The sequence below is a fragment of the Streptomyces sp. NPDC033966 genome (assembly GCF_055575955.1).
In genome coordinates this window covers 184,934-210,105 of sequence record NZ_JBVIRQ010000010.1, presented here as the reverse complement: position 1 = coordinate 210,105, position 25,172 = coordinate 184,934, and the positions used below count along the sequence as shown (strand labels likewise).

The following is a 25,172-nucleotide window of genomic DNA, read 5'->3' as shown; positions in this document are numbered from 1 at the left end:
CCCTGGACTCAGGCCTCCTCGGCCAGTTCCAGCCAGCGCATCTCCAAGTCGTCGCGCTCGGAGATCAGTTCCCGCAGCTCCGCGTCGAGCTTGGCGACCTTGTCGTAGTCGGTGGAGTGCTCGGCGATCTGCGCGTGCAGGTTCGTCTCGCGGTCCGACATCTTGTTGAGCTGCCGCTCGATCTTCTGGAGCTCCTTCTTCGCGGCGCGCGAGTCCCCGGAAGAGGTCGACTTGGCGGCGGCGGCCGGGGCCGGCGCCGGGGCGGCCGCCTCGATCATCCGCTGGCGGCGCTCCAGGTACTCGTCCAGGCCGCGCGGCAGCATCCGCAGGCTCGCGTCGCCGAGCAGCGCCATCACCGTGTCGGTGGTGCGCTCGATGAAGAACCGGTCGTGGGAGATCACGATCATCGACCCCGGCCAGCCGTCGAGGAGGTCCTCCAGCTGGGTGAGGGTCTCGATGTCGAGGTCGTTGGTGGGCTCGTCGAGGAAGAGGACGTTGGGTTCGTCCATCAGCAGGCGCAGGATCTGCAGCCGGCGCCGCTCACCGCCGGAGAGGTCGCCGACCGGCGTCCACTGCTTCTCCTTGGTGAACCCGAACTGCTCGCACAGCTGGCCCGCCGTCATCTCGCGGCCCTTGCCGAGGTCGACGCGGTCGCGGACGCGCTGGACGGCCTCCAGGACGCGCAGTGACGGGTCGAGCTCGCCGACCTCCTGGGAGAGGTAGGCCAGGCGCACGGTCTTGCCGACGGTGACGGAGCCCTCGGCGGGCTGGGTCTCGCCCTGGGTGCGGGCGGCCTCGGCGAGGGCCCGCAGCAGGGAGGTCTTGCCGGCGCCGTTGACGCCGACGAGGCCGACGCGGTCGCCGGGGCCCAGGTGCCAGGTGAGGTGCTTGAGCAGGGTCTTGGGCCCGGCCTGGACGGTGACGTTCTCCAGGTCGAAGACGGTCTTGCCGAGGCGGGCGTTGGCGAAGCGCATCAGCTCCGACTTGTCGCGCGGCTCCGGCACGTCGGCGATCAGCTCGTTGGCCGCCTCGATGCGGTAGCGGGGCTTGGAGGTCCGGGCGGGGGCGCCGCGGCGCAGCCAGGCCAGCTCCTTGCGCATCAGGTTCTGCCGCTTGACCTCTTCGGTGGCGGCGATCCGCTCGCGCTCGGCGCGGGCGAAGACGTAGTCGCTGTAGCCGCCCTCGTACTCGAAGACGTCACCGCGCTGCACGTCCCACATGCGGGTGCAGACCTGGTCGAGGAACCAGCGGTCGTGGGTGACGCAGACGAGGGCGGAGCGGCGGACCTGGAGGTGGCCGGCCAGCCAGGAGATGCCCTCGACGTCGAGGTGGTTGGTGGGCTCGTCGAGGACGAGGAGGTCCTGGTCGGCCATGAGCAGCTTGGCGAGGGCGATGCGGCGGCGCTCGCCGCCGGACAGCGGGCCGATGACGGTGTCCAGGCCCTGGGCGAAGCCGGGCAGGTCCAGGCCGCCGAAGAGACCGGTGAGGACGTCGCGGATCTTGGCGTTGCCGGCCCACTCGTGGTCGGCCATGTCGCCGATGATCTCGTGCCGGATGGTGGCGGCCGGGTCGAGGGAGTCGTGCTGGGTGAGCACGCCCATCTGCAGGCTGCCGCTCTGCGTGACGCGGCCGGAGTCGGGCTCCTCCAGCTTGGCCAGCATCCGGATCAGGGTGGTCTTGCCGTCGCCGTTGCGGCCGACGACGCCGATCCGGTCTCCCTCGGACACGCCGAGGGAGATGCCGTCGAGCAGGGTACGGGTGCCGTACACCTTGCTGACTGCCTCGACATTGACCAGATTGACGGCCATCAGACGCGCTCCAGGGAAAGGGTGTGGATCAGCCCCTCAGCCTAACCCTCCGGGCCGACGCGGAACGTTCCACCAGCCAGGCGCCCCCCACTGCCATGCCGATGGCGGCGGGCGCGGTCACCGGGAAGGCGATCAGGACGGCGGTGTGGCCCTCCAGGAGCCCGCCGAGGCCGGTCATGGACAGGCCGAGGATCCCCAGCAGGCACAGGGTGGTGCCCAGGGCGGCGGCGGGCCCGCTGCCGGGGGCGGCCGCCGTGGTCCGGGGCGGTCCGCCCGCCGGGGCGGCGGGCACGGCCCGGGCCGCGGCGGGCGCCTCGAAGCGGCGGAAGCAGGCCACGAGCGCGGCGGTGAGGGCGGCCGCGAGCAGGATCCGCGGCGGTACCTGCGCCCACCAGGCGGCGGTGGCCGGCTCGGGCAGCGCCAGGCCGGCGCCGAGCTGGGCGGCGTACACGCCGAGCATGGCGGTGAGGTGCCACAGGAAGGCGGTCATGGCGACGCCGTTGGCGGCGACGACCCCGCGCCACACGCGCGGCCGGGCCAGCCACGCCGTCGCGGGCCGCACGAGCAGCTGGACGGCGCCGACCAGCCACATGCCGTGGCAGAGCAGGGCGAGGGTGGGCGGGGCCATGTTGGAGACCTTCTCCCCGGGCATCCCGACCATGGACAGCGGGTACGGTCCGGCCGCCACGAGCAGCACGGCCCCGGCGAGGCCGGCGGCGCCGAGGAGCGCGGGACGGGTGATGCGGCCGTCGGCGCGCAGGAAGCCGAGCTGGTGCACGGCGAGCCAGACGAAGGCGAAGTTCAGGAACTCCGCGTAGGGGACGCCGAGCGCGAAGCGCAGTACGTCGACCAGGGCCGCGGCGCCGGCCAGGGCGGCGAAGGCCCCCCACCCCCAGCGGGCGTGCAGCCTCAGCAGCGGCGGGGTGAGGGCCACCATCGCGAGGTAGATCCCGATGAACCACAGCGGCTGCGTGACCATCCGCAGCGCGGCACCGGCCAGCCGGCCGCCGTCCGCCCCGGCGAGCTGCACGAGCAGCGCGAGTGCGGCCCAGACGAGGACGAAGACCAGGGTGGGCCGCAGCAGCCGCTGGAGCCGGGCGCGCAGGAAGGCCGCGTAGACGGGCCGGCCCTCGCCGCGGCGTTCCAGCGAGCGGTACGACAGGGCGTGCGAGAACCCGCCGACGAAGAAGAACACCGGCATGACCTGGAGCCCCCAGGTGAGCAGCTGGAGCGGGGGCACCAGCGCGAGCAGGTTCCCTATGCCGTCGGTGCTGACGGCGGCCATCAGCCAGTGCCCGCACACGACGGTGGCGAGCGAGGCGACCCGGAGCAGGTCCACGTACCGGTCGCGGGAGGCGGGCGTGGCGGCGGCCATGGCGCGTGCGCTGACTGTCATGCCCACTACGGTCGCGGCCGCACCCCGTGCCGCGACAGGGTGCGGATACTCATCCCGCGCCTAGGTAGCCGGGCACGGAGACCCGCCGCCCCGCTGGCGGCCCGCTGCCGGCCCGCCGCCGCCCCGCGCCTCAGGAGACGGCCGTGGCCCCCGGGGCCGGGGAGGAGGTGACCCGGGTGGCACGGCAGGTGCCGGAGGCCTCCAGCGCGGCGGCGACCTTCGCGGCGGACTCCGCGTCCCGGACGAGGAACGCCGTCGTCGGCCCCGACCCGGACACCAGCCCGGCCAGCGCCCCCGCGTCGGCGCCCGCCGCGAGGGTGGCGGCCAGCTGCGGGCGCAGCGACAGCGCGGCGGCCTGGAGGCCGTTGGAGCCGGGCAGTACGGCGGCCAGCGCGTCGGCGTCGCCCGAGGCGAGGGCCGCGAGCAGCGCCGGGGAGGCCTCGGGCGCGGGCACGTCCGTACCGGCGGTCAGCCGGTCGAACTCCCGGAACACCGCCGGAGTGGACAGGCCGCCCTCGGCGACCGCGAACACCCAGTGGAAGCGGCCGGCGTCCACCGGGGTCAGGAACTCGCCGCGCCCGGTGCCGAGCGCGGCGCCGCCCACGAGGCTGAAGGGGACGTCGCTGCCCAGCTCCGCGCAGATCTCCAGCAGCTCCCCGCGCGGGGTGTCCAGCTTCCACAGCAGGTCGCACGCCAGCAGCGCGCCCGCCCCGTCGGCGCTGCCGCCGGCCATGCCGCCGGCCACGGGGATGTTCTTCGCGATGTGGAGGTGGACGGCCGGCTCGATGCCGGCCCGGGCCGCGAGGAGCTCGGCGGCGCGGGCCGCGAGGTTGCTGCGGTCCAGCGGCACCTGGTCGGAGTCGGGGCCCTCGCAGGTCACCGTCAGCCCCTCGGCGGGGGTCGCGGTGACCTCGTCGAACAGGGAGACCGCCAGGAAGACGTTGGCGAGGTCGTGGAAGCCGTCGGGGCGGGCCGCGCCCACCGCCAGCTGGACGTTGACCTTCGCGGGGACGCGTACCGTCACGCTCACAGCGCGGGCCTCTCGATGGCCGGCTTGTGCTCGGCGATCGCCGCGAACTGCTCCACCGTCAGCGACTCGCCGCGCGCGAGCGGGGCGATACCGGCGGCGACCAGGGCCTGCTCGGCGGCGGCGGCCGAACCGGCCCAGCCGGCGAGCGCGGCACGCAGGCCCTTGCGGCGCTGGGCGAACGCGGCGTCGACGACCGCGAAGACCTCGGCCTTGGAGGCGGTGGTCTTCACCGGTTCCGAACGCCGTACGAGGGACACGAGTCCGGAGTCGACGTTCGGCGCGGGCCAGAAGACGTTGCGGCCGATGGCCCCGGCGCGCTTGACGTCCGCGTACCAGGCGGCCTTGACCGAGGGGACCCCGTACACCTTGTTGCCGGGGCGGGCGGCGAGCCGGTCGGCGACCTCGGACTGCACCATGACGAGGGTCCGCTCGATGCTCGGGAAGCGGTCGAGCATCGTCAGCAGGACCGGCACGGCCACGTTGTAGGGGAGGTTCGCGACGAGCGCGGTCGGCGCCGGGCCGGGCAGCTCGGTGACGAGCATCGCGTCGGAGTGGACCAGCGCGAACCGGTCCTTCTTGTGCGGCATCCGCGCCTCGATGGTGGCGGGCAGCGCGGCGGCGAGGACGTCGTCGATCTCGACGGCGGTCACCCGGTCGGCGGCCTCCAGCAGGGCGAGCGTCAGCGAGCCGAGGCCCGGTCCGACCTCCACGACCACGTCGTCCGGACGCACCTCGGCGGTGCGCACGATCCGGCGCACCGTGTTGGCGTCGATGACGAAGTTCTGGCCCTTCTGCTTCGTCGGGCGGACGCCGAGGACGGCGGCCAGCTCTCGGATGTCGGCCGGCCCGAGGAGGGCGTCGGAAGGGACCTCGGAGGTCTCGTGGGGCTGCTGCTCTGCGGTGCTCACCGCTCAAGCCTACGGCCGCAGTGCGGCCACGGACTCGCCCCCCGCTGCACGTAGAGCTTCTTCGCCCGGTACGTCTGCTCCGAGGCCGGTGCGTCCTGCGGGCGGCCGCTGCCGCCGAGGGCCTGCCAGGTGCTGACGTCGAACTGGTAGAGGCCCCCGTAGGTGCCCGAGGGGTCGGTGGCGGAGGGGCGCCCCCCGGACTCGCACTGGGCCAGCGCGGACCAGTTGAGGCCGTCGGCGCCGACGACGGAGGTGGGCAGCGGCTTCGTGCCGACCAGGACGCGCTGGCTGACGGGCTCCCGGACGACCTCCTCGGCGATCTTCCGGGGCTGCTGGCGGACCCCGTTGACGGTGCGCAGGGCGTACGTGACCCGGCGCGCCCCGGGCCGCCCGACGCGCTCGACGACCTCGGTGCCGGCGAAGAGCCCGTCGTCCTCGACGCGTTCGGTCTCGTAGGGGATGCGCTCCTCGCGGACCTCGCGGGTGCCGGTGATCCGCAGCACGGTGACGGTCTGGCCGTCGCGGGGGAAGGAGTCCGGGGGGACGGAGGTGGTGTCCTGGCCGTGGAGGGTGATGCCGGCCTGGTCGAGGGCCTCCTGGACGGTGGCGGCGTTGGTGCGGATGGTGCGTTCGCGGCCGTCGGCCATGAAGGTGACGCCGCGTTCGGTGCGTACGCCGAGGGTGAGGCCGGAGCGGGGGACGGGGGCGGTGCGGGGCGTGGAGAGGTAGGCGCCCTCGACGCGGACGCCGAGCTGGCGCAGGGCGCCGTCGACGGTGCGGGCGGTGGTCCACATCTGGCGGGTGGTGCCGTCGAGGGTGAGGCGCAGGGGGCGGCCGTAGCGGACCACGACCTGCTGGCCGTCGTCGAGTGCGGAGCCGGGGGCGGGGGCGACGAGGTCGTGGGGGCCGACGCCGAGGCCTTCGGCTTCGAGGAGTTCGTCGATGCTCCCGGCGAAGGTGTGGAGGGTGCGGGGCACTCCGTCGACGGTGAGCCGGACGGCCTTGTCGGCGGCGACGAAGGCGGTGGTGCCGCCGGCCAGGAAGGCCACGACGAGGGCCTGGGGGAGGATGCGCCGCCAGCTGTCGCGGGCGGTGGCGGTGGCGCGGCCGGCCGGGGCGGGGGCGGAGCGCCTGCGGCGGCCGGAGCCTGCGCCGGACGGGCGGCCGGGGGCGGGGTCGGCGCCGGGGGCGGGCGGGGGTGGCGGGGGCGGGGGTTCGGCGGTGGTGGTGCGCCGGCGTCCGCCGGCGGGGGCCGCCGCGCGGCGCCGGCCGGCCCGGCGGCCCTCGCCGCGGGGGGCGGGGACCTGCGGCTCGGGGGCGGCGGGGCCGTGCTGGTCGGCGTACGGGGCGGCGTGCTGGTCGGCGTACGGGTCCGCGTACGGGGCGTCGTACGGCGTCGTGTCGTAGGGGCCCGGGTCCGGCGCGGTGTCCGGCCAGGAGGCACGGCGGTGACTGCCCTGCGTTTCACTCACGTCGCTCGCTCCACTGGTCCGGCCCCCGGCTGCTCGGGCACGGCACCCTAGCGGCACGGGGCATCACGCACCAAAGCCGTTCGACTACTCAGCGTGTCGGGCGAACGGCTGCGCGAACCCGCGCGGGGCGGGCCGGGGTGGGGGCAGGACAGGGCTGGGGCGGGGCGGGCGAGCGGCGGGTCAGTAGTCGAAGGCGCGCGCCGTGTTGGCGGCGAGGGCGGTGGCCATGGCGTCCTCGTCGATGCCGCGCACCGCCGCCATGGCCCGGACCGTCAGCGGAATGAGGTACGGGGCGTTGGGCCGTCCGCGGTAGGGCGCCGGGGTGAGGTACGGGGCGTCGGTCTCCACCAGCACCAGTTCCAGCGGGGCCACCGCGAGGGCCTCGCGCAGCGGCGCGGCGTTCTTGAAGGTGACGGTCCCGGCGAAGGACATGTAGTAGCCGGCGGCGGCGCACTCGCGGGCCATCTCGGCGTCGCCGGAGTAGCAGTGGAAGACGGTGCGCTCGGGCGCGCCCTCCTCGCGCAGCACGCGCAGGACGTCGGCGTGGGCGTCGCGGTCGTGGATGACGAGGGCCTTGCCCTGCCGCTTGGCGATCTCGATGTGGGCCCGGAAGGAACGCTCCTGCGCGGCCATCCCCTCGGGGCCGGTGCGGAAGTAGTCCAGGCCGGTCTCGCCGACCGCCTTGACGTGGTCCAGGGCGGCCAGCGCCTCGATCTCGGCGAGCGCGTCGTCGAGCGCCGCCTGGCCGCCGCCGGGCCGGGCGCCCTGCCGGGACCAGCCGTCGGGGTCGCCGTGAACGATGCGGGGGGCCTCGTTCGGGTGGAGCGCGACGGCGGCGTGGACATGGGTGTGTGCGGCCGCGGTCTCGGCGGCCCAGCGCGAGCCCTTCACGTCACAGCCCACCTGGACGACGGTGGTCACCCCCACGGACGCGGCCTTCGCGAGGCCCTCCTCGACGGTGCCGGACTGCATGTCGAGGTGGGTGTGCGAGTCGGCCACCGGCACCCGGAGCGGCTCGGGCAGCGGGGGCGGGACGTCCTTCGACGCGGCCTTGGCGGCGGCGGCCGGGGAGGAGGAAGGGCTGGGGCTCATGAGCCGATCTTATGACCGCTCCCGCGGCCGCTCCTACGGCTGTCTACGGCTGTTCCTACGACCGCCCGAACAGCCCGAGGAGGCGGGAGAGGAGCCCGCGGCGCCGCTCGGACGCGTCCACGGCCACCGGTCCGGGCGAGTCGTGCGCCGGTACCCGGCGGGGCATCGGCGGGCGGGGGGCGTTCTCGCCGGCCGGTACCGGTCCGGCGATCCCCGGGGCGATGCGGTGGTGGTAGAGCCGGTCGATCGTGCCGAGCACCGTGGAGACCTGGCCCGCGCGCATGATCCGTACGACGTGTCCGCCGCAGTTGAGGCAGGTCGGGTTCGACAGCGGGGAGGGCACCCGCTCGCCGTTCACCATGTACATGATGAACGGCTCGCCCTTGCCGTCGACGTGGTGCTCTATCGCGTACGCCTGCTCCCAGCCGTAGCCGCACTTCATGCACGCGAAGGAGTACGCCTCGTGCACGGTCTGTACGCCGGAGGTGGGAACAGGGGCCGGTCCCGCGGCCGTGACGGGTACCGGGGTGTCTGCGATCTCACTCATGCCAGCTCCTCTTGTTCCACTGGTGCCATTGCCAGTGGACGCCTCTTCGGGCGGGAGCGCATCAGGCCCTGTCCAGTAATGGACGGCCTTTGGCCGAGTCATGCCCAAAGGGGCCGGTGCGCGGTCTGAGCTTTGCTTTTCAGGTTAGCTCTTTACCGACTTACGGCATCTTTTGTGTCGCATTCTTTGCCGCGACCACCGCGTCGAAGACCTCGCGCTTGGGTACCCCGGCTTCCGCCGCGACCGCCGCGATGGCCTCCTTGCGGCGCTCGCCGGCCTCCTCGCGCACGCGCACGCGGCGCACGAGCTCCTCGTCGTCCACGTCGCCGGGCGCGGCCGCGGGAGCGCCCTCGACCACGACGGTGATCTCGCCGCGCACACCCTCGGCCGCCCACTCGGCGAGCTCGCCGAGTCCGCCGCGCCTGACCTCCTCGTAGGTCTTGGTCAGCTCGCGGCACACGGCGGCCCGCCGGCCGGCGCCGAACACCTCGGCCATGGCCGCCAGGGTGTCGTCCAGCCGGTGCGGGGCCTCGAAGTAGACGAGGGTGCGCCGCTCGCCCTCCACCTCGCGGAGCCGGCCCAGGCGCTCGCCCGCCTTGCGCGGCAGGAAGCCCTCGAAGCAGAAGCGGTCCACGGGCAGCCCGGACAGGGCGAGCGCGGTGAGCACGGCGGACGGCCCGGGCACGGCCGTGACCTTGATGTCCTTCTCGACGGCGGCGGCCACCAGCCGGTAGCCGGGGTCGGAGACCGAGGGCATTCCGGCGTCGGTCACCAGCAGCACCCGCCGGCCGGCCTCCAGGGCCTCGACCAGTTCGGGGGTGCGGGCGGACTCGTTGCCCTCGAAGTACGACAGGACGCGCCCGGTGGTGTGCACGCCGAGCCCCTGCGTGAGCCGGCGCAGCCGCCGGGTGTCCTCGGCGGCGATCACGTCGGCCCGCTCCAGCTCGGCCGCGAGCCGGGGCGGGGCGTCGGCGAGATCACCGATGGGGGTCCCGGCGAGGACGAGTACGCCGTGGGAGGAGGGGGCTTCGGCACCGCGGGGCTGGTCTGCTGTCACCGGCTCATCCTCTCATTGGGGCTCGTGGGGGCTGGGGCTCCACAGGGGCGTTCCCTACGATGATCCGGTGACCAGTACCGCGACGCCGCCGCCCAGCCCCGCGGGGGCCCCGCCCGTCCCTCCGGGCGGAGGCGACTCCGACTACGAGCCGCCCGTGTGGCTGCGCCGCCTGCGCGGGTTCGGCTACGCGCCGGCCGCGCCGGTGGCCGACGTCCGCACCCGCCTCGTGCCCCCGTACGCACGGCCCTCCGCACAGCTGTGGACGGCGCTCGGGATCCCCGAGGAGGGCCGGCGGACCTGGCAGCGGGTGATGGCCTGGGCGGGGCCGCTGCTGATCACCCTGGTGGCGGGGGTGCTGCGGTTCACGCACCTGGGCAGCCCCAAGGCGGTGATATTCGACGAGACGTACTACGCCAAGGACGCGTGGGCCACCATCAAGCAGGGCTACGAAGCCAGCTGGCCCAAGGATGTCGACAAGTCGATCCTCTCGAATCCCGACGCGGTACCGCTGCCCCTGGACCCCGGCTACGTCGTGCACCCGCCCGTCGGCAAATGGGTGATCGGCCTCGGCGAGTGGATGTTCGGATTCACCCCCTTCGGCTGGCGGTTCATGACGGCGGTGCTCGGCACCCTGTCGGTGCTGATGGTGTGCCGCATCGGCCGGCGGCTGTTCCGCTCCACCTTCCTCGGCTGCCTCGCGGGCGCGCTGCTGGCGGTCGACGGGCTGCACCTGGTGATGAGCCGGACAGCGCTGCTCGACCTGGTGCTGATGTTCTTCGTCCTGGCGGCGTTCGGGGCGCTGGTCGTCGACCGGGACAAGGCGCGCGCCAGGCTCGCCGCCGCCCTGCCGGTCGACGAGGAGGGCCGCGCCCACCCCGACGTGAGGGTCGCGGAGACCCTGCGGCTGGGCTGGCGCCCGTACCGGCTGCTGGCCGGCGTCTGCCTGGGCCTGGCCTTCGGCACCAAGTGGAACGGCCTCGTGGTGCTGGCCTTCTTCGGGATCCTCACCGTCCTGTGGGACGCCGCCGCCCGCCGCACCGCCGGCGCGGGTGCCCCGTACGCGGCGATGCTGCGCCGCGACGCGCTGCCCGGCTTCCTGTCGACGGTGCCGGTGGCAGTCGCCGTCTACCTGGCCTCCTGGACGGGCTGGATCCTCAGCCCGGACGACGGCAAGGGCGGCTACTTCCGCGACTGGGCCGCCAAGTCCGACCAGAACAGCGCGCTGTCCTTCCTCCCGGAGTGGCTGCGCAGCCTGTGGCACTACGAGACGGAGGTCTACAAGTTCCACGTGGGCCTGACCTCCGGCCACACCTACGAGTCGAACCCGTGGAGCTGGCTGGTCCTGGGCCGCCCCGTCTCCTACTTCTACGAGTCCCCCTCGCCCGGCACCGACGGCTGCCCGGCGTCCGCGGCCGGCAAGTGCGCCCGCGAGGTGCTGGCACTCGGCACGCCGCTGCTGTGGTGGGCGGGCTGCTTCGCACTGCTGTACGTGCTGTGGCGGTGGTTCTTCCGCCGCGACTGGCGGGCGGGCGCGATCGCGTGCGCGCTGGGCGCCGGCCTGCTGCCCTGGTTCAACTACCAGGAGCGGACCATCTTCTACTTCTACGCGGTGGTCTTCGTCCCGTACCTGTGCCTGGCGGTGGCGATGATGGCCGGCGCCCTGCTGGGCCCGGCGGGCTCCTCGGAGCGGCGGCGCGCGGTGGGCGCGATCGGCGCGGGCGTCCTCGTCCTCCTCATCATCTGGAATTTCATCTATTTCTGGCCGATCTACACCGGTCAGACCCTGCCCATGGACTCGTGGCGCGGCCGGATGTGGCTGGACAGCTGGATCTGAACCGTTACTGAGCGGTAAGGTCCCCTCACAGGTTCTTTGAACATGTTCAGAGAACGGGGGTTCCTGGGGAGGGGACGCAGTGAACGGGGCAGCGAAGGGTGCCATCGTCGGCGGGGTGTTCCTCGCGATGGTCGGCGGCACCGCGTACGGGGTGTACGCACTGGTCGGGGACAGCGGTGACGGCGGCTCGGGCACCCGCGGCGCGGCGAACAGCGCGTCACCCGCGTCGAAGGGGAGCGGGCCGGTCACGGACAAGGAGGCGGCCGCCACCGCGAAGGCCTTCCTCGCGGCGTGGGCGGCCGGCGACGACCGCACGGCCGCCGAGCTCACCAACAACGCGCAGGCCGCGCAGACCGCGGTGGCCGACTACCGGGCCAAGGCGATGGTGTCCAAGGCCGTCATCACCCCCGGCACCGCGGAGGGCACCGCGGTGCCGTTCAAGGTCGAGGCGGAGATCAGCCACCAGGGCACGACCAAGCCCCTCGTCTACGACTCCCGCCTGACGGTCGTCCGGGGCATCGACAGCGGCAAGCCGCTCGTCGACTGGCAGCCCTCGGTAATCCACCCGCAGCTCCAGAAGGACGAGAAGCTGCGCGCGGGCACCCCGGCGAGCCCGCCGGTCAAGGCGGTCGACCGCAACGGCAAGGAGCTGACGCCCGAGCAGTACCCGTCGCTGCGGCCGGTGCTGGACTCGCTGCGCAAGACCTACGGGGAGAAGAGCGGCGGCACGCCCGGCGTCGAGCTGTGGATCGAACCGGCGGCCCAGGACGCGCCGAAGCGGAGCCTGCTGACGCTGGTGGAGGGCAAGCCGGGACGGATCCAGACCGTGCTGGACGCCGACGTGCAGGCGGCGGCGGAGAAGGCGGTCGCGCAGCACCCCGAGGCGTCCGTGGTCGCCGTCCAGCCGAGCACCGGCGACATCCTGGCGGTGGCCAACCACCGCAGGGACGGCTTCAACGCGGCGATGCAGGGCCGGCGGGCCCCGGGCTCGACGATGAAGATCGTGACGGCGGCGATGCTGCTGGAGAAGGGCCTGGTGGCGGCGGACCGCCCGGCGGACTGCCCGCAGAGCGTCTCGTGGGACGGCAAGGTCTTCCACAACCTGAACAACTTCTCGCTGAAGGGCCAGCCCTTCTCGACCAGTTTCGCCAAGTCCTGCAACACGGCCTTCATCGGCCTGATCAACGAGGTCGGCGACAACGGCGCGCTGCCGAGGGTGGCCAAGGAGGCCTTCGGCATCGGGCTGGACTGGAAGACCGGCATCCCGTCCCAGGACGGCAGCGTGCCGGTGACCTCCGGTCCGGCGGCGGCCGCGGAGTACATCGGCCAGGGCGCGATCCAGATGAACCCGCTGAACGTCGCGTCGATCACGGCGACCGCCCGGACCGGGATGTTCCGGCAGCCGGTGCTGGTGAAGGCCTCGCTGGACGGCCGCACCCTGGCCGCCGCCCCGCGCTCGCTGGCGCCCGGGGTGTCGGCGCAGCTGGTGCGGATGATGAAGCAGGCCGCCGGCCCCGGCGGCACCGCTGCGGGCGCCATGGCGTCCGTCGGCGGCTCCGACAAGGGCGCGAAGACCGGCTCGGCGGAGGTCGACGGCGCGGCGGCGCCGGACAGCTGGTTCACGGGCTTCCGGGGCGACGTGGCGGCGGCCGCCATGGTCGAAGGCGGCGGCCACGGCGGCGACTCGGCGGGGCCCATCGTCGCGACGGTCCTGAACGCCTCCTGACGGGGGCGGGGGCCGACGGCGGCCGCGCCGGTAGGGGGCGCGCCGGTACGGGGCGAGGTACGGGGCGAGCGGTACGGGGCACGGCGTGCGGGGGCGGGCCCGGCCCGCGCTGGCCCGGCCCGCCCCGCCCGGCGCCGGGCAAAAGGCGTGGCCTCCGGGCCCCGCGCGGCGCTAGCGTCCGGGCATGACGACCAGCACCCCGCACCCCCTCTTCGCCCGGGCCCTCAACGAGCTGGGCCTCGACCTCGACGTCCGCGCGTTCCCCGAAGGGACCCGGACGGCCGCCGACGCCGCCGCCGCGATCGGCTGCGAGCTCAGCCAGATCGTGAAGTCGCTGATCTTCGCGGCGGACGGGGTCCCGGTCCTGGTCCTCATGGACGGCGCCTCACGGGTCGACGTCGAGGCCGTACGGCGTCAACTCGGCGCCGCGAAGGTCACCCGCGCCGACGCCACGCTCGTCCGCGAGACCACCGGCTACGCCATCGGCGGTGTCCCGCCCTTCGGCCACCGCACCCGCACCCGGGTACTGGCCGACCGCTCGCTGCTGGAGCACGACGTGGTCTGGGCCGCGGCCGGCACCCCGCACACCGTCTTCCCCATGGCCCCGAAGGAGCTCATCGAGCACGCCGCGGCCGCACTGGCCGACGTACGCGAAGGCGCCTGACCGCGCCCGGCCTGCCCGGAGCCGCCGCAAGGCGTCAGAGGCAGGACCGCAGCGCCCGCACCAGCGCCTGCGCACGCGGGTCGGCGGTGACCGACTTGGCGTGGGCGTTGGTGACGTAGCCGAAGCCGATCCCCGACTCCGGGTCGGCGAAGGCCAGGGACCCGCCCCGCCCGGGGTGGCCGAAGGAGGCCGGGGACAGCAGCGGGGACGCCGGCCCGTGCAGCATGTAGCCCGGGCCGAAGCGGGTGTTCACGACCAGCACCCGGTCCGGCCCGGACGCGAACTCGGTGCCCGCCAGCGCGGTGGTGGCGGGGGTGAAGATCCGGGCGCCGTCCTCCACCACGCCGATGGTCGCCCCGTAGAAGCGGGCCAGGGCCCGGGCCGTGCCGATGCCGGCGGAACCGGGCAGCTCGGCCGCCTGGTAGACGGGGTCGTTCTCGTCCGGGATGGGGTCGATGGCCGCGAAGGCGCGCCGGGTGAGGGAGTCCGGGTCGGCGTATGCCTCGGAAACGTTCCTCCTCGGCCGGGTCTTCAGCAGCCCCGCGCTCGCCGGCGGCTCCACCGGCGCCACCCGGCCCACCCGCGGCGCCTCGCTCTCCGGCAGGCCTATCCAGAAGTCCAGCCCCAGCGGCTCGGCTATCTCCTCCGCCAGGATCCCGCCGACGGTGCGGCCCGTCGCCCGCAGCACCAGCTCGGAGACCAGCCAGCTGAAGGTCTGCGCGTGGTAGCCGTGCTCGGCGCCCGGCTCCCAGAAGGCCCGCTGCGCGGCGACCGCGCGCGCCCCGCTCACCCCGTCGGCGGCCTGCGCCGTGGTGAGCCCCCGGTCCAGCGCGGGCACGCCGGCCTGGTGGGCGAGAAGGTGGCGGACCAGCGTCTTCTCCTTGCCGCCCGCCTTGAACTCGGGCCAGTACGAGCCCACCGGCGCGTCCAGGTCCAGCAGTCCGCGCTGGTGCAGCAGCAGCGGGACGGCGGCCGCCACGCCCTTGGTGGCTGAGCGCACGATGGTCACGGTGTCCTCGGTCCAGGGCCCGGCGGCGTCGCCGTCCGCGTCCTTCGTGCCGGCCCACAGGTCGACGACCTTGCGGCCGTCCCGGTACACGGCCACGGCCGCACCACGGTCCCCGAGGACCTCGAAATTGCGCGCGAAGGCGTCTCTGACGGGCTCGAAGCCCTCGGTCACCACACCCTGGATGTTCACGAGCCGTCCAACAACCATCGGCCGCCCCTTATGCCGCCGACCACGCACCTTCCGTGCACCCCGCCGGCCAGCGCCGCCGCCCGACACCACCGGCTAATGCCACATCCCCACTCTGTGGCATTAGCCGACCGCATTGCGTCACCGCCGGCGCCGTCCGCCCGGCGCCGCCTCCCTACGCGGCCGCCACCGACCGCGGGTCGAAGCCGAACGGCAGCTCCAGCCGGTGCTCCCGCATCAGCGTGTCGTCGCACAGCAGGTCCCGGGTGCGCCCGTCGGCGGCGATGACCCCCTCGCTCAGGATCACCGAGCGCGGGCACAGCTCCAGCGCGTACGGCAGGTCGTGGGTCACCATCAGCACGGTCACGTCCAGCGACCGCAGGATGTCGGCGAGCTCGCGCCGCGAGGCCGGGTCCAGGTTGGAGGAGGGCTCGTCCAGGACGAGGATCTCCGGCCGCATCGCCAGTACGGTCGCCACCGCCACCCGTCGGCGCTGTCCGAAGGACAGGTGGTGCGGGGGCCGGTCGGCGAAGCCGGCCATGCCGACCAGTTCGAGCGCCTCGCGGACCCGCTCCTCCAGTTCCGCGCCCCGCAGACCGGCCGCCGCCGGGCCGAAGGCCACGTCCTCCCGCACGGTCGGCATGAACAGCTGGTCGTCGGGGTCCTGGAAGACGATGCCCACCCGGCGCCGGATCTCGGCGAGGTTCCGCTTCTCCACGGGCAGCCCGGCCACGCTCACCGAGCCGACCCCGCCGCCGAGGATGCCGTTGAGGTGCAGCACGAGAGTGGTCTTCCCCGCGCCGTTGGGGCCGAGCAGCGCGACCCGCTCCCCGCGGCCGACGGTGAGGTCGACCCCGAAGAGGGCCTGGTGCCCGTCCGGGTATGCGTAGGCGACCCCGGACACCTCAAGCGAGGGCGCCGAGGAGGAAGGGGAGGCGGAAGGGGAAGAGGAAGCGGAAGGAGACGTCACAGCGTCCATCCCATCAGACAGACGGCGAGGGCCGTCACGGGCAGCACGGCCGAGTACGCCCACTGGGCGCGGGTGGCCGTGACGTCGTCGATCACCGGCATGGAACCGGCGTAGCCGCGGCTGACCATGGCGAGGTAGACCCGCTCGCCGCGTTCGTAGGAGCGGATGAAGAGGGCGCCGGCCGTCTTGGCCAGCACCCCCCAGTGCCGGACACCGCGCGCCTCGAACCCGCGCGAGCGCCGGGCGATGGACATGCGCCGCAGCTCGTCGGTGATGACGTCGCCGTACCGGATCATGAAGGAGGCGATCTGCACGAGCAGCGGCGGCAGCTTCAGCCGCTGGAGTCCCAGCAGCAGGGCGCGCAGTTCGGTGGTGGAGGCGAGCAGTACGGAGGCGGCCACGCCGAGGGTGCCCTTGGCCAGGACGTTCCAGGCGCCCCAGAGGCCGGACACGCTCAGGGACATGCCGAGCACCTCCACCCGTTCGCCCTGGGACACGAAGGGCATGAGCACGGCGAAGAGCACGAACGGCACCTCGATCAGCATCCGCCGCAGCATGAAGCCCGCGGGGATCCGGGCCGCCGCCGCGACGGCGGCGAGGAGGACCGCGTACCCCGCGAAGGCCCACATGGCCTCGCGCGGGGTGGACACGACGACGACCACGAACGCGAACGTCGCGGCGATCTTGCAGTGCGGCGGCAGCTCGTGCACGGGCGAGTGCCCGTGCCGGTAGAGCTTGTGCGCGTGGCCGGCCCCCATGTCAGCCGGCCGTCGGGGCGGCCGTGGACGTCGCGGTCAGCTCCTGCGCGCGGCGGCGGCGCACGGCCCAGAACACGCCGGTGCCGACGGCCACGGTCGCGCCGACGCCGATGACGCCCGCGAGGCCGCCGGACAGGCGGGCGTCGGAGACGTCCTTGACACTGTAGTCGGCGAGCGGGGAGTCGGCTGCGGCATGTTCCTCGACCTTGGTGTCGATGCCCTTGTCGGCGGCGACCTTCTCCAGGCCGTCGGGGCTGGCGGAGGCGTAGAAGGAGACGAAGCCGGCCAGGACGAGGGCGGTGGCCAGGCCGGTCAGCCAGAGCGTGCGGGTGGAGCGGGCGGCGGCCGGCACCGGCGTGGCGGCGGGCGCGGGGGCGTCGACCAGCTCACCGCCGACGCGCAGCTTCAGCGGGGCGGTCAGGCGGCGCGCGCCGTGCACCAGGTCGGGGCGTACGGCGATCACGGCGCCGACGGTCGCGGCGGTGATGGCGGCCTCGCCGATGCCGATGAGGACGTGGACGCCGACCATGGCGGTGACGACCTTGCCGATCGGGACGTCGGTGGTGCCGCCGAGGGCGTAGAGGACCGTGAAGGCGGCGGCAGCGGCGGGCACGGAGAGCAGGGCGCCGGTGAAGGCGGCGACGGTGACCGAGCGGCGGCCGGCGGGCAGCAGCTTGAGGAGCCCGCGGAAGACGGCGTAGGCGACGACCACGGTCACCACGGCCATGTTGAGGACGTTGACGCCGAGGGCGGTGAGGCCGCCGTCGGCGAAGAGGATGCCCTGCATCAGCAGGACGACGGAGACGCACAGCACGCCTGTGTACGGGCCGACGAGTATGGCGGCGAGGGCCCCTCCGAGGAGGTGGCCGCTGGTGCCGGCGGCGACCGGGAAGTTCAGCATCTGCACGGCGAAGATGAAGGCGGCGACGAGGCCGGCCAGCGGGGCGGTGCGCTCGTCGAGCTCACGGCGGGCGCCGCGCAGGCTGACCGCGACAGCGGCGGCGGCCGCTACTCCTGCGGCAACCGAGACGGGTGTGTTGATGAATCCGTCGGGCACATGCATGGAGAAGCTCCGCTTCCTCTTTCTCGCACAAGTCTTTAGCCGTTCAAGAGTAGTGCCCAGTTGCAAACCGTTGGCAAGAGCAGCCAGGTCACAAATAGATCCGTGCGATTTCGTCGGAATGTGCGAGGCTGGACGGACAAACGGACGCAAATGTTCCGATTTAGAGGAGTCTTGTCGATGTCAGCCACCGCCGAGAATCCAGCAGCCACCGCCACCCCGACCGCCGTCGAGGAGCGGGTGCGCGCCCGCGTGATCACCGACGACCCCCTCTACCGGGCCATTCCGGTGGCCCTGCGCTTCACCCCCGCCGAGCCGCTGGCCATGCGCGTGGTCTTCCCCGCCGAGCTGTCCCCCGAGGACACCGACAACGAGTGGGTCTTCCCCCTGGCCCTCCTGGAGGCCGGCCTGCTGGCCCCGTCCGGGAGCGGGGACGTGCGCGTCTGGCCGTGCGGGCGCGTCCAGGCGGTGGTGGAGTTCCACTCGCCCGAGGGGGTCGCCGTCCTCCAGTTCGACAGCGCCGCGCTGCGCCGCTTCCTGCGCCGTACGTACGCCACCACCCGGACGGCGTAGCGGAACGCCACCGGCCCCGCACCTGGGGTTCCAGGTACGGGGCCGGCGTTCAGCAGGTGTGACTTTCCGGGCCTGATGTTGACCCGGGAAGTTGACCGGGCGGTGGCCCGGGCTGCGGCCCGGACCGTGGCCCAGGCCGTGGCCCAGGCCGTGGCCCTTGCGCGCGACGTCAGGCGTTGACGAGCTCGCGCTGCTTGTCGGGGTCCTCCGGCGAGCCGGCCTCGGACCCGGACTCGCCCAGGTGCTTGCGCAGGCTCTCGCCCTCCACGTCCACGTTGGGCAGGATCCGGTCGAGCCACTTCGGCAGCCACCAGGCCTTGTGGCCGAGCAGCGCCAGCACTGCCGGAACGATGGCCATGCGCACCACGAAGGCGTCGAAGAGGACGGCGACGGCCAGGCCGAAGCCGATCATCTTCACCATCGAGTCGCTGGCGCCGAGGAACCCGGAGAACACGGCGATCATGATGACGGCGGCGGCCACGACCACGCGGGCGCTGTACTGGAAGCCGGTCACCACGGCCTGCCCCGGCCGCTCGCCGTGGACGTACGCCTCACGCATGCGGGTGACCAGGAAGACCTCGTAGTCCATGGCCAGGCCGAAGACCACGCCCACCATGAAGATCGGCATCATCGACATGATCGGACCGGTCTGCTCCACGCCGAAGAGCGAGCCGAGCCAGCCCCACTGGAAGACCGCGACGACCGCGCCGAGGGCCGCGACGACCGACAGCAGGAAGCCGAGCGCCGCCTTGAGCGGGACCAGGACCGAGCGGAAGACCAGCATCAGCAGCAGGAAGGCGAGGCCGACCACGAGCGCAAGGTAGGGCAGCAGCGCGTCGTTCATCTTCTGCGAGAAGTCGATGTTCATCGCGGTCTGGCCGCTGACGAACACGTCGTTGCCGTTGCCCTCGCGGATCGCGTGGACCAGGTCCTCGGTCTCGGTGGAGGACGGCCGGTCCTTCGGGATCACGCTGACGATCGCGGCGTCCTTGGCCTCGTTCTGGAGCGGGGGCATCACGGCCGCCACCCCGTCCAGGCCCTTGATCCGGTCGGCGGTGCTGTCGGCCAGCGCCTTGTCGCCGTCGACGACCACCATCAGCGGACCGTTGAAGCCGGGGCCGAAGCCCTCGGACAGCATGTCGTACGCCTTGCGCTGGCTGGTGGAGACCGGCTTGGCGCCGTCGTCCGGCAGGCCCATCTCCAGCTTGCTCGCCGGGATCGCGATGGCGCCGAGGCCGATCACACCGGCCAGCAGCACCGTCACCGGACGGCGCAGCACGAAGCGGGCCCAGCGGGTGCCGCCGTTGGCCTTGGGCTCGGCGCCGGCCGGGCGGCCCTTGCCGAACAGCTTGCTCTTCTGGCCGGCGGGCAGCACCTTCTTGCCCGCGAAGCCCAGGATCGCCGGGACCAGCGTCAGGGCGACGAGCACCGCGATGACCACCGTTCCGGCGGCGGCGACACCCATCTTCGTCAGCATCGGGATGTTGACGACGGCCAGGCCCACCAGGGCGATGACCACGGTCAGGCCGGCGAAGACCACGGCGGAGCCGGCGGTTCCGGCGGCGCGGCCGGCGGCCTCGTCGCGCTCCCGGCCCTCGGCGAGCTCCGCGCGGTAGCGGGAGACGATGAAGAGCGCGTAGTCGATGCCGACCGCGAGGCCGATCATCATCGCGAGGGTGGAGGTGGTGGAGCCGAGGTCCAGGACGTTGGCGAGCGCGGTGATCGAGGAGACGCCGATGCCGACGCCGATCAGCGCGGTCAGCAGCGGCAGCCCGGCGGCGATCAGCGAGCCGAAGGTGATGACGAGGACGATGCCGGCGATCAGGATGCCGATGGCCTCACCGGAGCCCGTCTCCGGGGCCTCCATCAGCGCGTCGCCGCCGATCTCCACCTGGAGGCCGGCCTTCTGGGCCGCGTGGCCCGAGTCCTTGAGCGCCTCTCGGGTGTCGTCCTTCAGCTCCATGCCGCTGACCTTGTACTTCACGCTGACGTAGGTGGTGGAGCCGTCCTGGCTCACCGCCTTCGTCTGGTACGGGTCGTCGACGGTGGCGATCTGGGCGGCGCCGTCGCCGCTCTTCAGGCCGGAGATGAGCTTCTCGACCTCGGCCTTGGGGCCCGGGTCGGTGACCTTGGCGCCGGCCGGGGCCTTGACGACGATGCGGGCGGTCGCGCCGTCGGCGGACATGCCCGGGAACTTCTCGTCCAGCAGGTCGAAGGCCTTCTGGGCCTCCGTGCCGGGTATCGAGAACGAGCCGGAGGTGGGCGCGGAGGCCGTCGCGGCGCCGAAGCCCGCGGCGACGAGCAGCGCCACCCATACGAGGGCGACCAGGCCGCGGCGCCTGAAGGCGCCGCGGCCGAGCCGGTAGAGGAAGGTGGCCACGTCGTGGTTCTCCCGTTCAGGTCGTGGGATGGATCCGGGACGGATCAGGGCGTGGAAAGCCGGCCCGACGACGAGAGCGGCGTGTCAGGAGCAGCAGGTAGGACGTTCTGTACTTCTGGGGAGCTGTACTTCGCACGGTCGTGCGGCCGGGGAGCCGGCCTCGGGCGAAGTACCCGGGCGGGACGTCAGACGCCGAGGGCGGGGAAGACCACGGCGTCGATGAACTGGCCGAGGAAGGCCCGGTCGACGGACCGGTCCTCGATCAGCGGTAGTGCGATGAACGCCCCGATGAGCATGTGCGGCACGAAGTCCAGGGCCGGGCAGTCCGGCCGGATCTCGCCCCGCTCGACGGCGCGCTGCAGCATCACCTGGAGACCGTTGATCTCCGGGTCGACCAGCAGGTCGCGCAGTGCCCGGTGCAGCTCCGGACTCGCGTGGACGGCATGGGCCAGGCCCCGAATCAGCGCGGTGTCCTTGGCCATCTGCGCGTCGTCGGAGCACTCGACCATCATCGCGAAGTCCCCGCGCAGGGTGCCCGTGTCGATCTCCCGGAGGGAGACCGGCTGGGTACACCGCAGGGCCTTGGCGACCAGCTCCGGCTTGCTCCCCCACTGGCGGTAGAGGGTGGCCTTGCTGGACTTCGTACGGGCGGCGACGGCGTCCATGGTCAGCGCCTCGTAGCCGACCTCGCGCAGGAGGTCGAGGACCGCCTCGTGGAGTTCGGCTTCCCGTTCGGGGGTGATCCGGCTGCGGCGGGCCGACATGACGTCGGTCACCATGCAACTCGCCTTCATCGTGACCTCCTCCGAACGAAACGGTTCCGTACTCTTCAGAGCCTACCTCCCCGACTAACGAAACGAAACCGTTCCGTTTCGTTAGCGCAGTGGCGTGGGTCACGCCGCCCACCCGCCGCACATCACCCGCACGAGCGCCACTTGGTCACCTGTACGAGTTGCCGGGCCCCCTCGGCCCGGAAAGCATTGGGGGGTGAGTCACGACGTCGCGTACCTCCGCTTCCCGCACCTGCACGACGACCTGCTGTGTTTCGCCACCGAGGACGACCTCTGGGTCGCCCCCCTGGTTCCCGAGGGCCAGACCCCCGGCCGCGCCTGGCGCATCACCGTCGACCGCACCCGGGTCGGCCACCCGCGCTTCTCCCCCGACGGCCGGCACATCGCCTTCACCACCTGGCGCAGCCTCGACCCGGAGATCCACCTCGCCCCCGTCGACGGCGGCCCCGCCCGCCGGCTCAGCCACTGGGGCTCCACCGACACCCGGGTCTGCGGCTGGGACCCGGACGGCAACGTCCTGGCCGTCTCCTCGCACGGGCAGCCCTTCTCGTACTACTCCTGGGCGTACAAGCTGCCCACCGACGGCAGCCCCGGCGGCCGCCTCCCCTGGGGTCCGGTCTCCGACATCCAGGTCGCCGACACCGGCGGCGAGCACCGCAGCCTGCTGCTGACCGGCAAGCCCCCGCACGAGCCCGCCGCCTGGAAGCGGTACCGGGGCGGCGCCACCGGCCGGCTCTGGCTGCACGGGCAGCGGCTCCTGGAGGACATCGAGGGCCACCTCGAATCCCCGATGTTCGTCGGCGGCCGGATCGCCTTCCTCTCCGACCACGAGGGCATCGGCAACCTGTACTCCTGCCTGCCCGACGGCACCGGACTGCGCCGCCACACCGACCACGACGAGTTCTACGCCCGGCACGCCTCCAGCGACGGCTCCCGCGTGGTCTACCAGTGCGCGGGAGACATCTGGCTCGTGGACTCCCTCGCCGAGGGGGCCTCGCCGCGCAAGCTGCCGGTCCGCCTCGGCGGCCCGCGCGCGGGGCGGCGTACGTACCAGGTGCCGGCCGCCAGCAACGTCGACTCGCTGTCCGTGGACACCACCGGCCGGGCCAGCGCCGTCGTCGTACGCGGCAGCCTGTACTGGCTCACCCACCGCGACGGCCCGGCCCGCACCATCGCCGACACCCCCGGCGTACGGGTACGGCTGCCCGAGATGCTCGGCAGCGGCGGGCAGGTCGCCTACGTCACCGACGCCGAGGGCGAGGACGCGATCGAGATCGCCTACCTCCCCCGCGCCTCCGGCGACCGCGAGCCCCGCCGGCTCGCCTCGGGCGAGCTGGGCCGCGTCACGGAACTGCTGTCCGACCCCGACGGCGAGCGGCTCGCCATCGCCTCCAACGACGGACGGCTGCTGCTGCTCGACGCGACGGAGGAGTCCAACGGCGAGGTCACCGAGCTCATCCGGTCCATCAACGGACCCGTCACCGACCTCGCCTTCTCCCCCGACGGCTGCTGGCTGACCTGGTCCCACCCGGGCATCGGACGCTCCCTGCGGCAGATCAAGATGGCGAAGATCTCCGGGCCCGGCGCGCGCGTCGTCGTCGACGTCACCAACGGCCGCTTCGAGGACGAGAACCCGGTCTTCACGCGGGACGGGCGTTACCTCGCCTTCCTGTCCTGGCGCGGCTTCGACCCGGTGTACGACGTGCACACCGGCGACCTCTCCTTCCCGCTCGGCTGCCGCCCCTACCTGGTGCCGCTGTCCTCGGCCACCCCCTCCCCCTTCGCCTTCTCCCCCGACGGCCGGCCCGCGGCGGGCGGGCTCGACCCGGTCGAGAGCGAGCCCGGCGAGGGCGACGGAACGGTCACGGTGGAGGTGGAGGGCCTGGAGAACCGGGTCACGCCCTTCCCCGTCGCCGCGTCGAAGTACTCGGCCCTCCACCCGGTGCACGGCGGCGGACTGGTCTGGCTGCGCTGGCCCATCTCGGGCGCGCTCGGCGAGACCTTCGCCAACCCGGCCGACACCAGCGGCAAGCCGACGCTGGAGCACTTCGACATGACCAAGGCCCGCAAGACCGAACTGGCGTCCGGGCTGGACTGGTTCGCGGTCAGCGGCGACGGCACCCGGCTCGTCGTCAACGACGACGGTGACCTCCGCGCCGTGCCGGCCACCGAATCGGGTGACGGCGACTCCACCGTCTACCTCGACCTGCGGCGCATCCTGCACGAGGTGGACCCGGCCGCCGAGTGGCGCCAGGCCTTCGAGGAGGCCGGCCGGCTCATCCAGGCCTACTTCTGGGAACCGAAGATGTGCGGCATCGACTGGGACGGCGTGCTGCGCCAGTACCGCCCGCTCGTCGAACGCGTCGCCTCCCCCGACGAGTTCGCCGACCTGCTGCGCGAGGTCCTCGGCGAGCTCGGCACCTCGCACGCGTACGTCTCCCCCGCCCGGCGCAACGAGGGACCGCCCCACTACCAGCGGGCCATCGGGCTGCTCGGCGCCAACCTCGTGCACCGGGAGGAGGGCTGGGTGGTCAAGCGGATCCTGCCCGGCGAGTCCTCCGACTCCAAGGCCCGCTCCCCGCTCGCGGGCACCGGCATCCGCGAGGGCGCGGTCCTCACGCACGTCGACGGCCGGCCGGTGGACCCGGTCGCCGGCCCCTACCCGCTGCTGTCGGCGGCCGGCGGCACCACCGTCGAACTCACCTTCCAGCCCGCCGAGGGCGAGGGCCGGGCGCGGCGGGTCGCGGTCGTGCCGCTGATCGACGAGCGTCCGCTGCGCTACCAGGACTGGGTCTCCAAACGCCGCGCGGTGGTCCGCGAGCTCAGCGGCGGCCGCTGCGGCTACCTGCACATCCCCGACATGGGCGGCTCCGGCTGGGCGCAGTTCAACCGCGACCTGCGCATGGAGATGTCCCGGCCCGCCCTGATCGTGGACGTACGCGGCAACGCGGGCGGGCACATCAGCGAGCTGGTGGTGGAGAAGCTCACCCGTTCGATCCTCGGCTGGGACCTGACGCGCAACGCGCAGCCGGTCTCGTACGCGTCCAACGCGCCCCGCGGCCCGATCGTGGCGCTGGCCGACGAGGCGACCTCCTCCGACGGGGACATGATCACCGCCGCGTTCAAACTGCTGGGCCTGGGCCCGGTGGTGGGCCAGCGCACCTGGGGCGGGGTGGTCGGGATGACCGGCCGGCACACCCTGGGCGACGGCACGGTGATCACCGTGCCGATGAACGCGGCCTGGTTCCCGGAGTACGGCTGGTCGGTGGAGAACCACGGCGTGGAGCCCGACCTCGCGATCCTGCGCACCCCGCTCGACTGGGCGGAGGGGCGGCACGCGCAGCTGGACGACGCCGTGCACCTGGCGCTGGAGCTGCTGGAACAGGACCCGGCTGCCGTGCCGCCCGGCTACACCGACGTACCGGACCGCCGGCGTCCGAAGCTGCCGCCGCGGGGGTAGGCGTACGGGGCTGCCGCCACGGGAGTAGGCGTACGGGCGGCAGGCGGTGTGCGGGCGGCATGTGGGTGGCGTACGCGGAAACGCGGAAGGGGCGCGGTCCGTACCTCCTCGGTACGGACCGCGCCCCTCGGCGCTGTGTGCTGTGCGCTGTGTGCGACGGCGCCGTGTGCGTCGGCGCCGGATGCGCCAGGGCCTGGTAGCAGTCAGGCCCGAAGGTTCGTTCCGGTCACTCCCGGACCTCAGGTCCGGTCGTCGAGTTCGCCCCTGATGTCGTCGGCCGACTGCTGGGACTTGGACTTCATGTCCTTCTTCTGCTGCTTGGCCTTCGCGCTGCGCTCGGACATCTCGTCCTTGGCGCCCTGCTTGGCCTGGTCCGCCCGTTCCTTGATCTCGTTGGCCTTGTCCTGGAACTGGTCCTTGATACCCATGCTTCTCACTCCGTACGGGGTGT

The 25,172-nt window shown here is 73.2% G+C and carries 20 protein-coding genes; 5 read left to right on the top strand and 15 right to left on the bottom strand.

Features of this window, described 5'->3' with window-relative positions:
• Positions 1 to 8: 8 nt before the first annotated feature.
• From ACZ518_RS27290 to rsmI, 8 genes are all read right to left on the bottom strand, one after another.
• Positions 9 to 1,808 carry an ABC-F family ATP-binding cassette domain-containing protein gene (locus ACZ518_RS27290; protein WP_469115641.1) on the bottom strand — a complete coding sequence of 600 codons (1,800 nt, stop codon included), beginning with the start codon at positions 1,806 to 1,808 and terminating at the stop codon, positions 9 to 11.
• 28 nt (positions 1,809 to 1,836) lie between these two features.
• Entirely contained in the window at positions 1,837 to 3,204 is a 1,368-nt protein-coding gene (locus ACZ518_RS27285) for an acyltransferase family protein (RefSeq protein WP_469115640.1), read from the bottom strand.
• A gap of 130 nt (positions 3,205 to 3,334) precedes the next feature.
• Positions 3,335 to 4,234 (bottom strand): 4-(cytidine 5'-diphospho)-2-C-methyl-D-erythritol kinase, encoded by a 900-nt coding sequence (locus ACZ518_RS27280; protein WP_469115639.1) that lies wholly within the window; start codon positions 4,232 to 4,234, stop codon positions 3,335 to 3,337.
• Positions 4,231 to 5,142, bottom strand: a complete 912-nt coding sequence (rsmA, locus tag ACZ518_RS27275; RefSeq protein WP_469115638.1) for a 16S rRNA (adenine(1518)-N(6)/adenine(1519)-N(6))-dimethyltransferase RsmA — start codon at positions 5,140 to 5,142, stop codon at positions 4,231 to 4,233. The genes ACZ518_RS27280 and rsmA overlap by 4 nt, the downstream gene beginning before the upstream one ends.
• A complete protein-coding gene (locus ACZ518_RS27270; RefSeq protein ID WP_469115637.1) occupies positions 5,139 to 6,614 on the bottom strand; it encodes a ubiquitin-like domain-containing protein in 1,476 nt (491 codons plus the stop codon). Before ACZ518_RS27270 ends, rsmA begins: the two co-directional genes overlap by 4 nt.
• 180 nt (positions 6,615 to 6,794) lie before the next feature.
• Complete coding sequence (locus ACZ518_RS27265; protein ID WP_469115636.1) at positions 6,795 to 7,706, bottom strand: TatD family hydrolase; 912 nt, start codon at positions 7,704 to 7,706, stop codon at positions 6,795 to 6,797.
• A gap of 55 nt (positions 7,707 to 7,761) precedes the next feature.
• Positions 7,762 to 8,253: a hypothetical protein gene (locus tag ACZ518_RS27260; protein ID WP_469115635.1), complete on the bottom strand. Its 492-nt coding sequence runs from the start codon at positions 8,251 to 8,253 to the stop codon at positions 7,762 to 7,764.
• Positions 8,254 to 8,413: 160 nt separating this feature from the next.
• Complete coding sequence (gene rsmI / locus ACZ518_RS27255) at positions 8,414 to 9,310, bottom strand: 16S rRNA (cytidine(1402)-2'-O)-methyltransferase (RefSeq protein WP_469115634.1); 897 nt, start codon at positions 9,308 to 9,310, stop codon at positions 8,414 to 8,416.
• 67 nt (positions 9,311 to 9,377) lie between these two features.
• On the opposite strand from rsmI, the gene ACZ518_RS27250 reads away from it, so the two are divergent.
• The 3 genes from ACZ518_RS27250 (at position 9,378) to ACZ518_RS27240 (ending at position 13,534) form a co-directional block, all read left to right on the top strand.
• Positions 9,378 to 11,144, top strand: coding sequence for a dolichyl-phosphate-mannose--protein mannosyltransferase (locus tag ACZ518_RS27250; protein ID WP_469115633.1), 1,767 nt, complete (start codon positions 9,378 to 9,380; stop codon positions 11,142 to 11,144).
• A gap of 79 nt (positions 11,145 to 11,223) precedes the next feature.
• Entirely contained in the window at positions 11,224 to 12,870 is a 1,647-nt protein-coding gene (locus ACZ518_RS27245) for a penicillin-binding transpeptidase domain-containing protein (protein WP_469115632.1), read from the top strand.
• Positions 12,871 to 13,054: 184 nt separating this feature from the next.
• Positions 13,055 to 13,534 carry a YbaK/EbsC family protein gene (locus ACZ518_RS27240; protein ID WP_469115631.1) on the top strand — a complete coding sequence of 160 codons (480 nt, stop codon included), beginning with the start codon at positions 13,055 to 13,057 and terminating at the stop codon, positions 13,532 to 13,534.
• Positions 13,535 to 13,568: 34 nt separating this feature from the next.
• Here the strand turns inward: ACZ518_RS27240 and ACZ518_RS27235 are convergent, their stop codons facing one another.
• From ACZ518_RS27235 to ACZ518_RS27220, 4 genes are all read right to left on the bottom strand, one after another.
• Positions 13,569 to 14,750: a serine hydrolase domain-containing protein gene (locus tag ACZ518_RS27235; protein ID WP_469115630.1), complete on the bottom strand. Its 1,182-nt coding sequence runs from the start codon at positions 14,748 to 14,750 to the stop codon at positions 13,569 to 13,571.
• 154 nt (positions 14,751 to 14,904) lie between these two features.
• Complete coding sequence (locus ACZ518_RS27230) at positions 14,905 to 15,708, bottom strand: energy-coupling factor ABC transporter ATP-binding protein (protein WP_469115629.1); 804 nt, start codon at positions 15,706 to 15,708, stop codon at positions 14,905 to 14,907.
• On the bottom strand, positions 15,696 to 16,457 hold the full coding sequence (cbiQ, locus tag ACZ518_RS27225; RefSeq protein WP_469115628.1) for a cobalt ECF transporter T component CbiQ: 762 nt from the start codon (positions 16,455 to 16,457) through the stop codon (positions 15,696 to 15,698). Before cbiQ ends, ACZ518_RS27230 begins: the two co-directional genes overlap by 13 nt.
• A 1-nt stretch (position 16,458) precedes the next feature.
• Positions 16,459 to 17,520, bottom strand: a complete 1,062-nt coding sequence (locus tag ACZ518_RS27220) for an energy-coupling factor ABC transporter permease (RefSeq protein WP_469115627.1) — start codon at positions 17,518 to 17,520, stop codon at positions 16,459 to 16,461.
• Between the two features lie 177 nt (positions 17,521 to 17,697).
• On the opposite strand from ACZ518_RS27220, the gene ACZ518_RS27215 reads away from it, so the two are divergent.
• Positions 17,698 to 18,090: an SsgA family sporulation/cell division regulator gene (locus ACZ518_RS27215; RefSeq protein ID WP_469115626.1), complete on the top strand. Its 393-nt coding sequence runs from the start codon at positions 17,698 to 17,700 to the stop codon at positions 18,088 to 18,090.
• Between the two features lie 169 nt (positions 18,091 to 18,259).
• Here the strand turns inward: ACZ518_RS27215 and ACZ518_RS27210 are convergent, their stop codons facing one another.
• Together ACZ518_RS27210 and ACZ518_RS27205 are read right to left on the bottom strand one after the other, a co-directional pair.
• Complete coding sequence (locus ACZ518_RS27210; RefSeq protein WP_469115625.1) at positions 18,260 to 20,470, bottom strand: MMPL family transporter; 2,211 nt, start codon at positions 20,468 to 20,470, stop codon at positions 18,260 to 18,262.
• A 185-nt stretch (positions 20,471 to 20,655) separates the two neighbouring features.
• The gene (locus ACZ518_RS27205; protein ID WP_469115753.1) at positions 20,656 to 21,234 is read right to left on the bottom strand and encodes a TetR/AcrR family transcriptional regulator; all 579 of its coding nucleotides are present in this window, start codon (positions 21,232 to 21,234) and stop codon (positions 20,656 to 20,658) included.
• Positions 21,235 to 21,457: 223 nt separating this feature from the next.
• Between ACZ518_RS27205 and ACZ518_RS27200 the strand changes: the two genes are divergently transcribed.
• Positions 21,458 to 24,721: a S41 family peptidase gene (locus tag ACZ518_RS27200; protein ID WP_469115624.1), complete on the top strand. Its 3,264-nt coding sequence runs from the start codon at positions 21,458 to 21,460 to the stop codon at positions 24,719 to 24,721.
• Between the two features lie 239 nt (positions 24,722 to 24,960).
• Here the strand turns inward: ACZ518_RS27200 and ACZ518_RS27195 are convergent, their stop codons facing one another.
• The gene (locus ACZ518_RS27195) at positions 24,961 to 25,149 is read right to left on the bottom strand and encodes a hypothetical protein (RefSeq protein ID WP_469115623.1); all 189 of its coding nucleotides are present in this window, start codon (positions 25,147 to 25,149) and stop codon (positions 24,961 to 24,963) included.
• Between the last annotated feature and the right edge of the window lie 23 nt (positions 25,150 to 25,172).

What these genes read in the sequence shown, in the direction of transcription:
- ACZ518_RS27290 (WP_469115641.1), bottom strand. Translation starts at nt 1,808, where the DNA reads ATGGCCGTCAATCTGGTCAATGTCGAGGCAGTCAGCAAGGTGTACGGC.
- ACZ518_RS27285 (WP_469115640.1), bottom strand. Translation starts at nt 3,204, where the DNA reads ATGACAGTCAGCGCACGCGCCATGGCCGCCGCCACGCCCGCCTCCCGC.
- ACZ518_RS27265 (WP_469115636.1), bottom strand. Translation starts at nt 7,706, where the DNA reads ATGAGCCCCAGCCCTTCCTCCTCCCCGGCCGCCGCCGCCAAGGCCGCG.
- ACZ518_RS27260 (WP_469115635.1), bottom strand. Translation starts at nt 8,253, where the DNA reads ATGAGTGAGATCGCAGACACCCCGGTACCCGTCACGGCCGCGGGACCG.
- ACZ518_RS27240 (WP_469115631.1), top strand. Translation starts at nt 13,055, where the DNA reads ATGACGACCAGCACCCCGCACCCCCTCTTCGCCCGGGCCCTCAACGAG.
- ACZ518_RS27235 (WP_469115630.1), bottom strand. Translation starts at nt 14,750, where the DNA reads ATGGTTGTTGGACGGCTCGTGAACATCCAGGGTGTGGTGACCGAGGGC.
- ACZ518_RS27230 (WP_469115629.1), bottom strand. Translation starts at nt 15,708, where the DNA reads ATGGACGCTGTGACGTCTCCTTCCGCTTCCTCTTCCCCTTCCGCCTCC.
- cbiQ (WP_469115628.1), bottom strand. Translation starts at nt 16,457, where the DNA reads ATGGGGGCCGGCCACGCGCACAAGCTCTACCGGCACGGGCACTCGCCC.
- ACZ518_RS27220 (WP_469115627.1), bottom strand. Translation starts at nt 17,520, where the DNA reads ATGCATGTGCCCGACGGATTCATCAACACACCCGTCTCGGTTGCCGCA.
- ACZ518_RS27215 (WP_469115626.1), top strand. Translation starts at nt 17,698, where the DNA reads ATGTCAGCCACCGCCGAGAATCCAGCAGCCACCGCCACCCCGACCGCC.
- ACZ518_RS27205 (WP_469115753.1), bottom strand. Translation starts at nt 21,234, where the DNA reads ATGTCGGCCCGCCGCAGCCGGATCACCCCCGAACGGGAAGCCGAACTC.
- ACZ518_RS27195 (WP_469115623.1), bottom strand. Translation starts at nt 25,149, where the DNA reads ATGGGTATCAAGGACCAGTTCCAGGACAAGGCCAACGAGATCAAGGAA.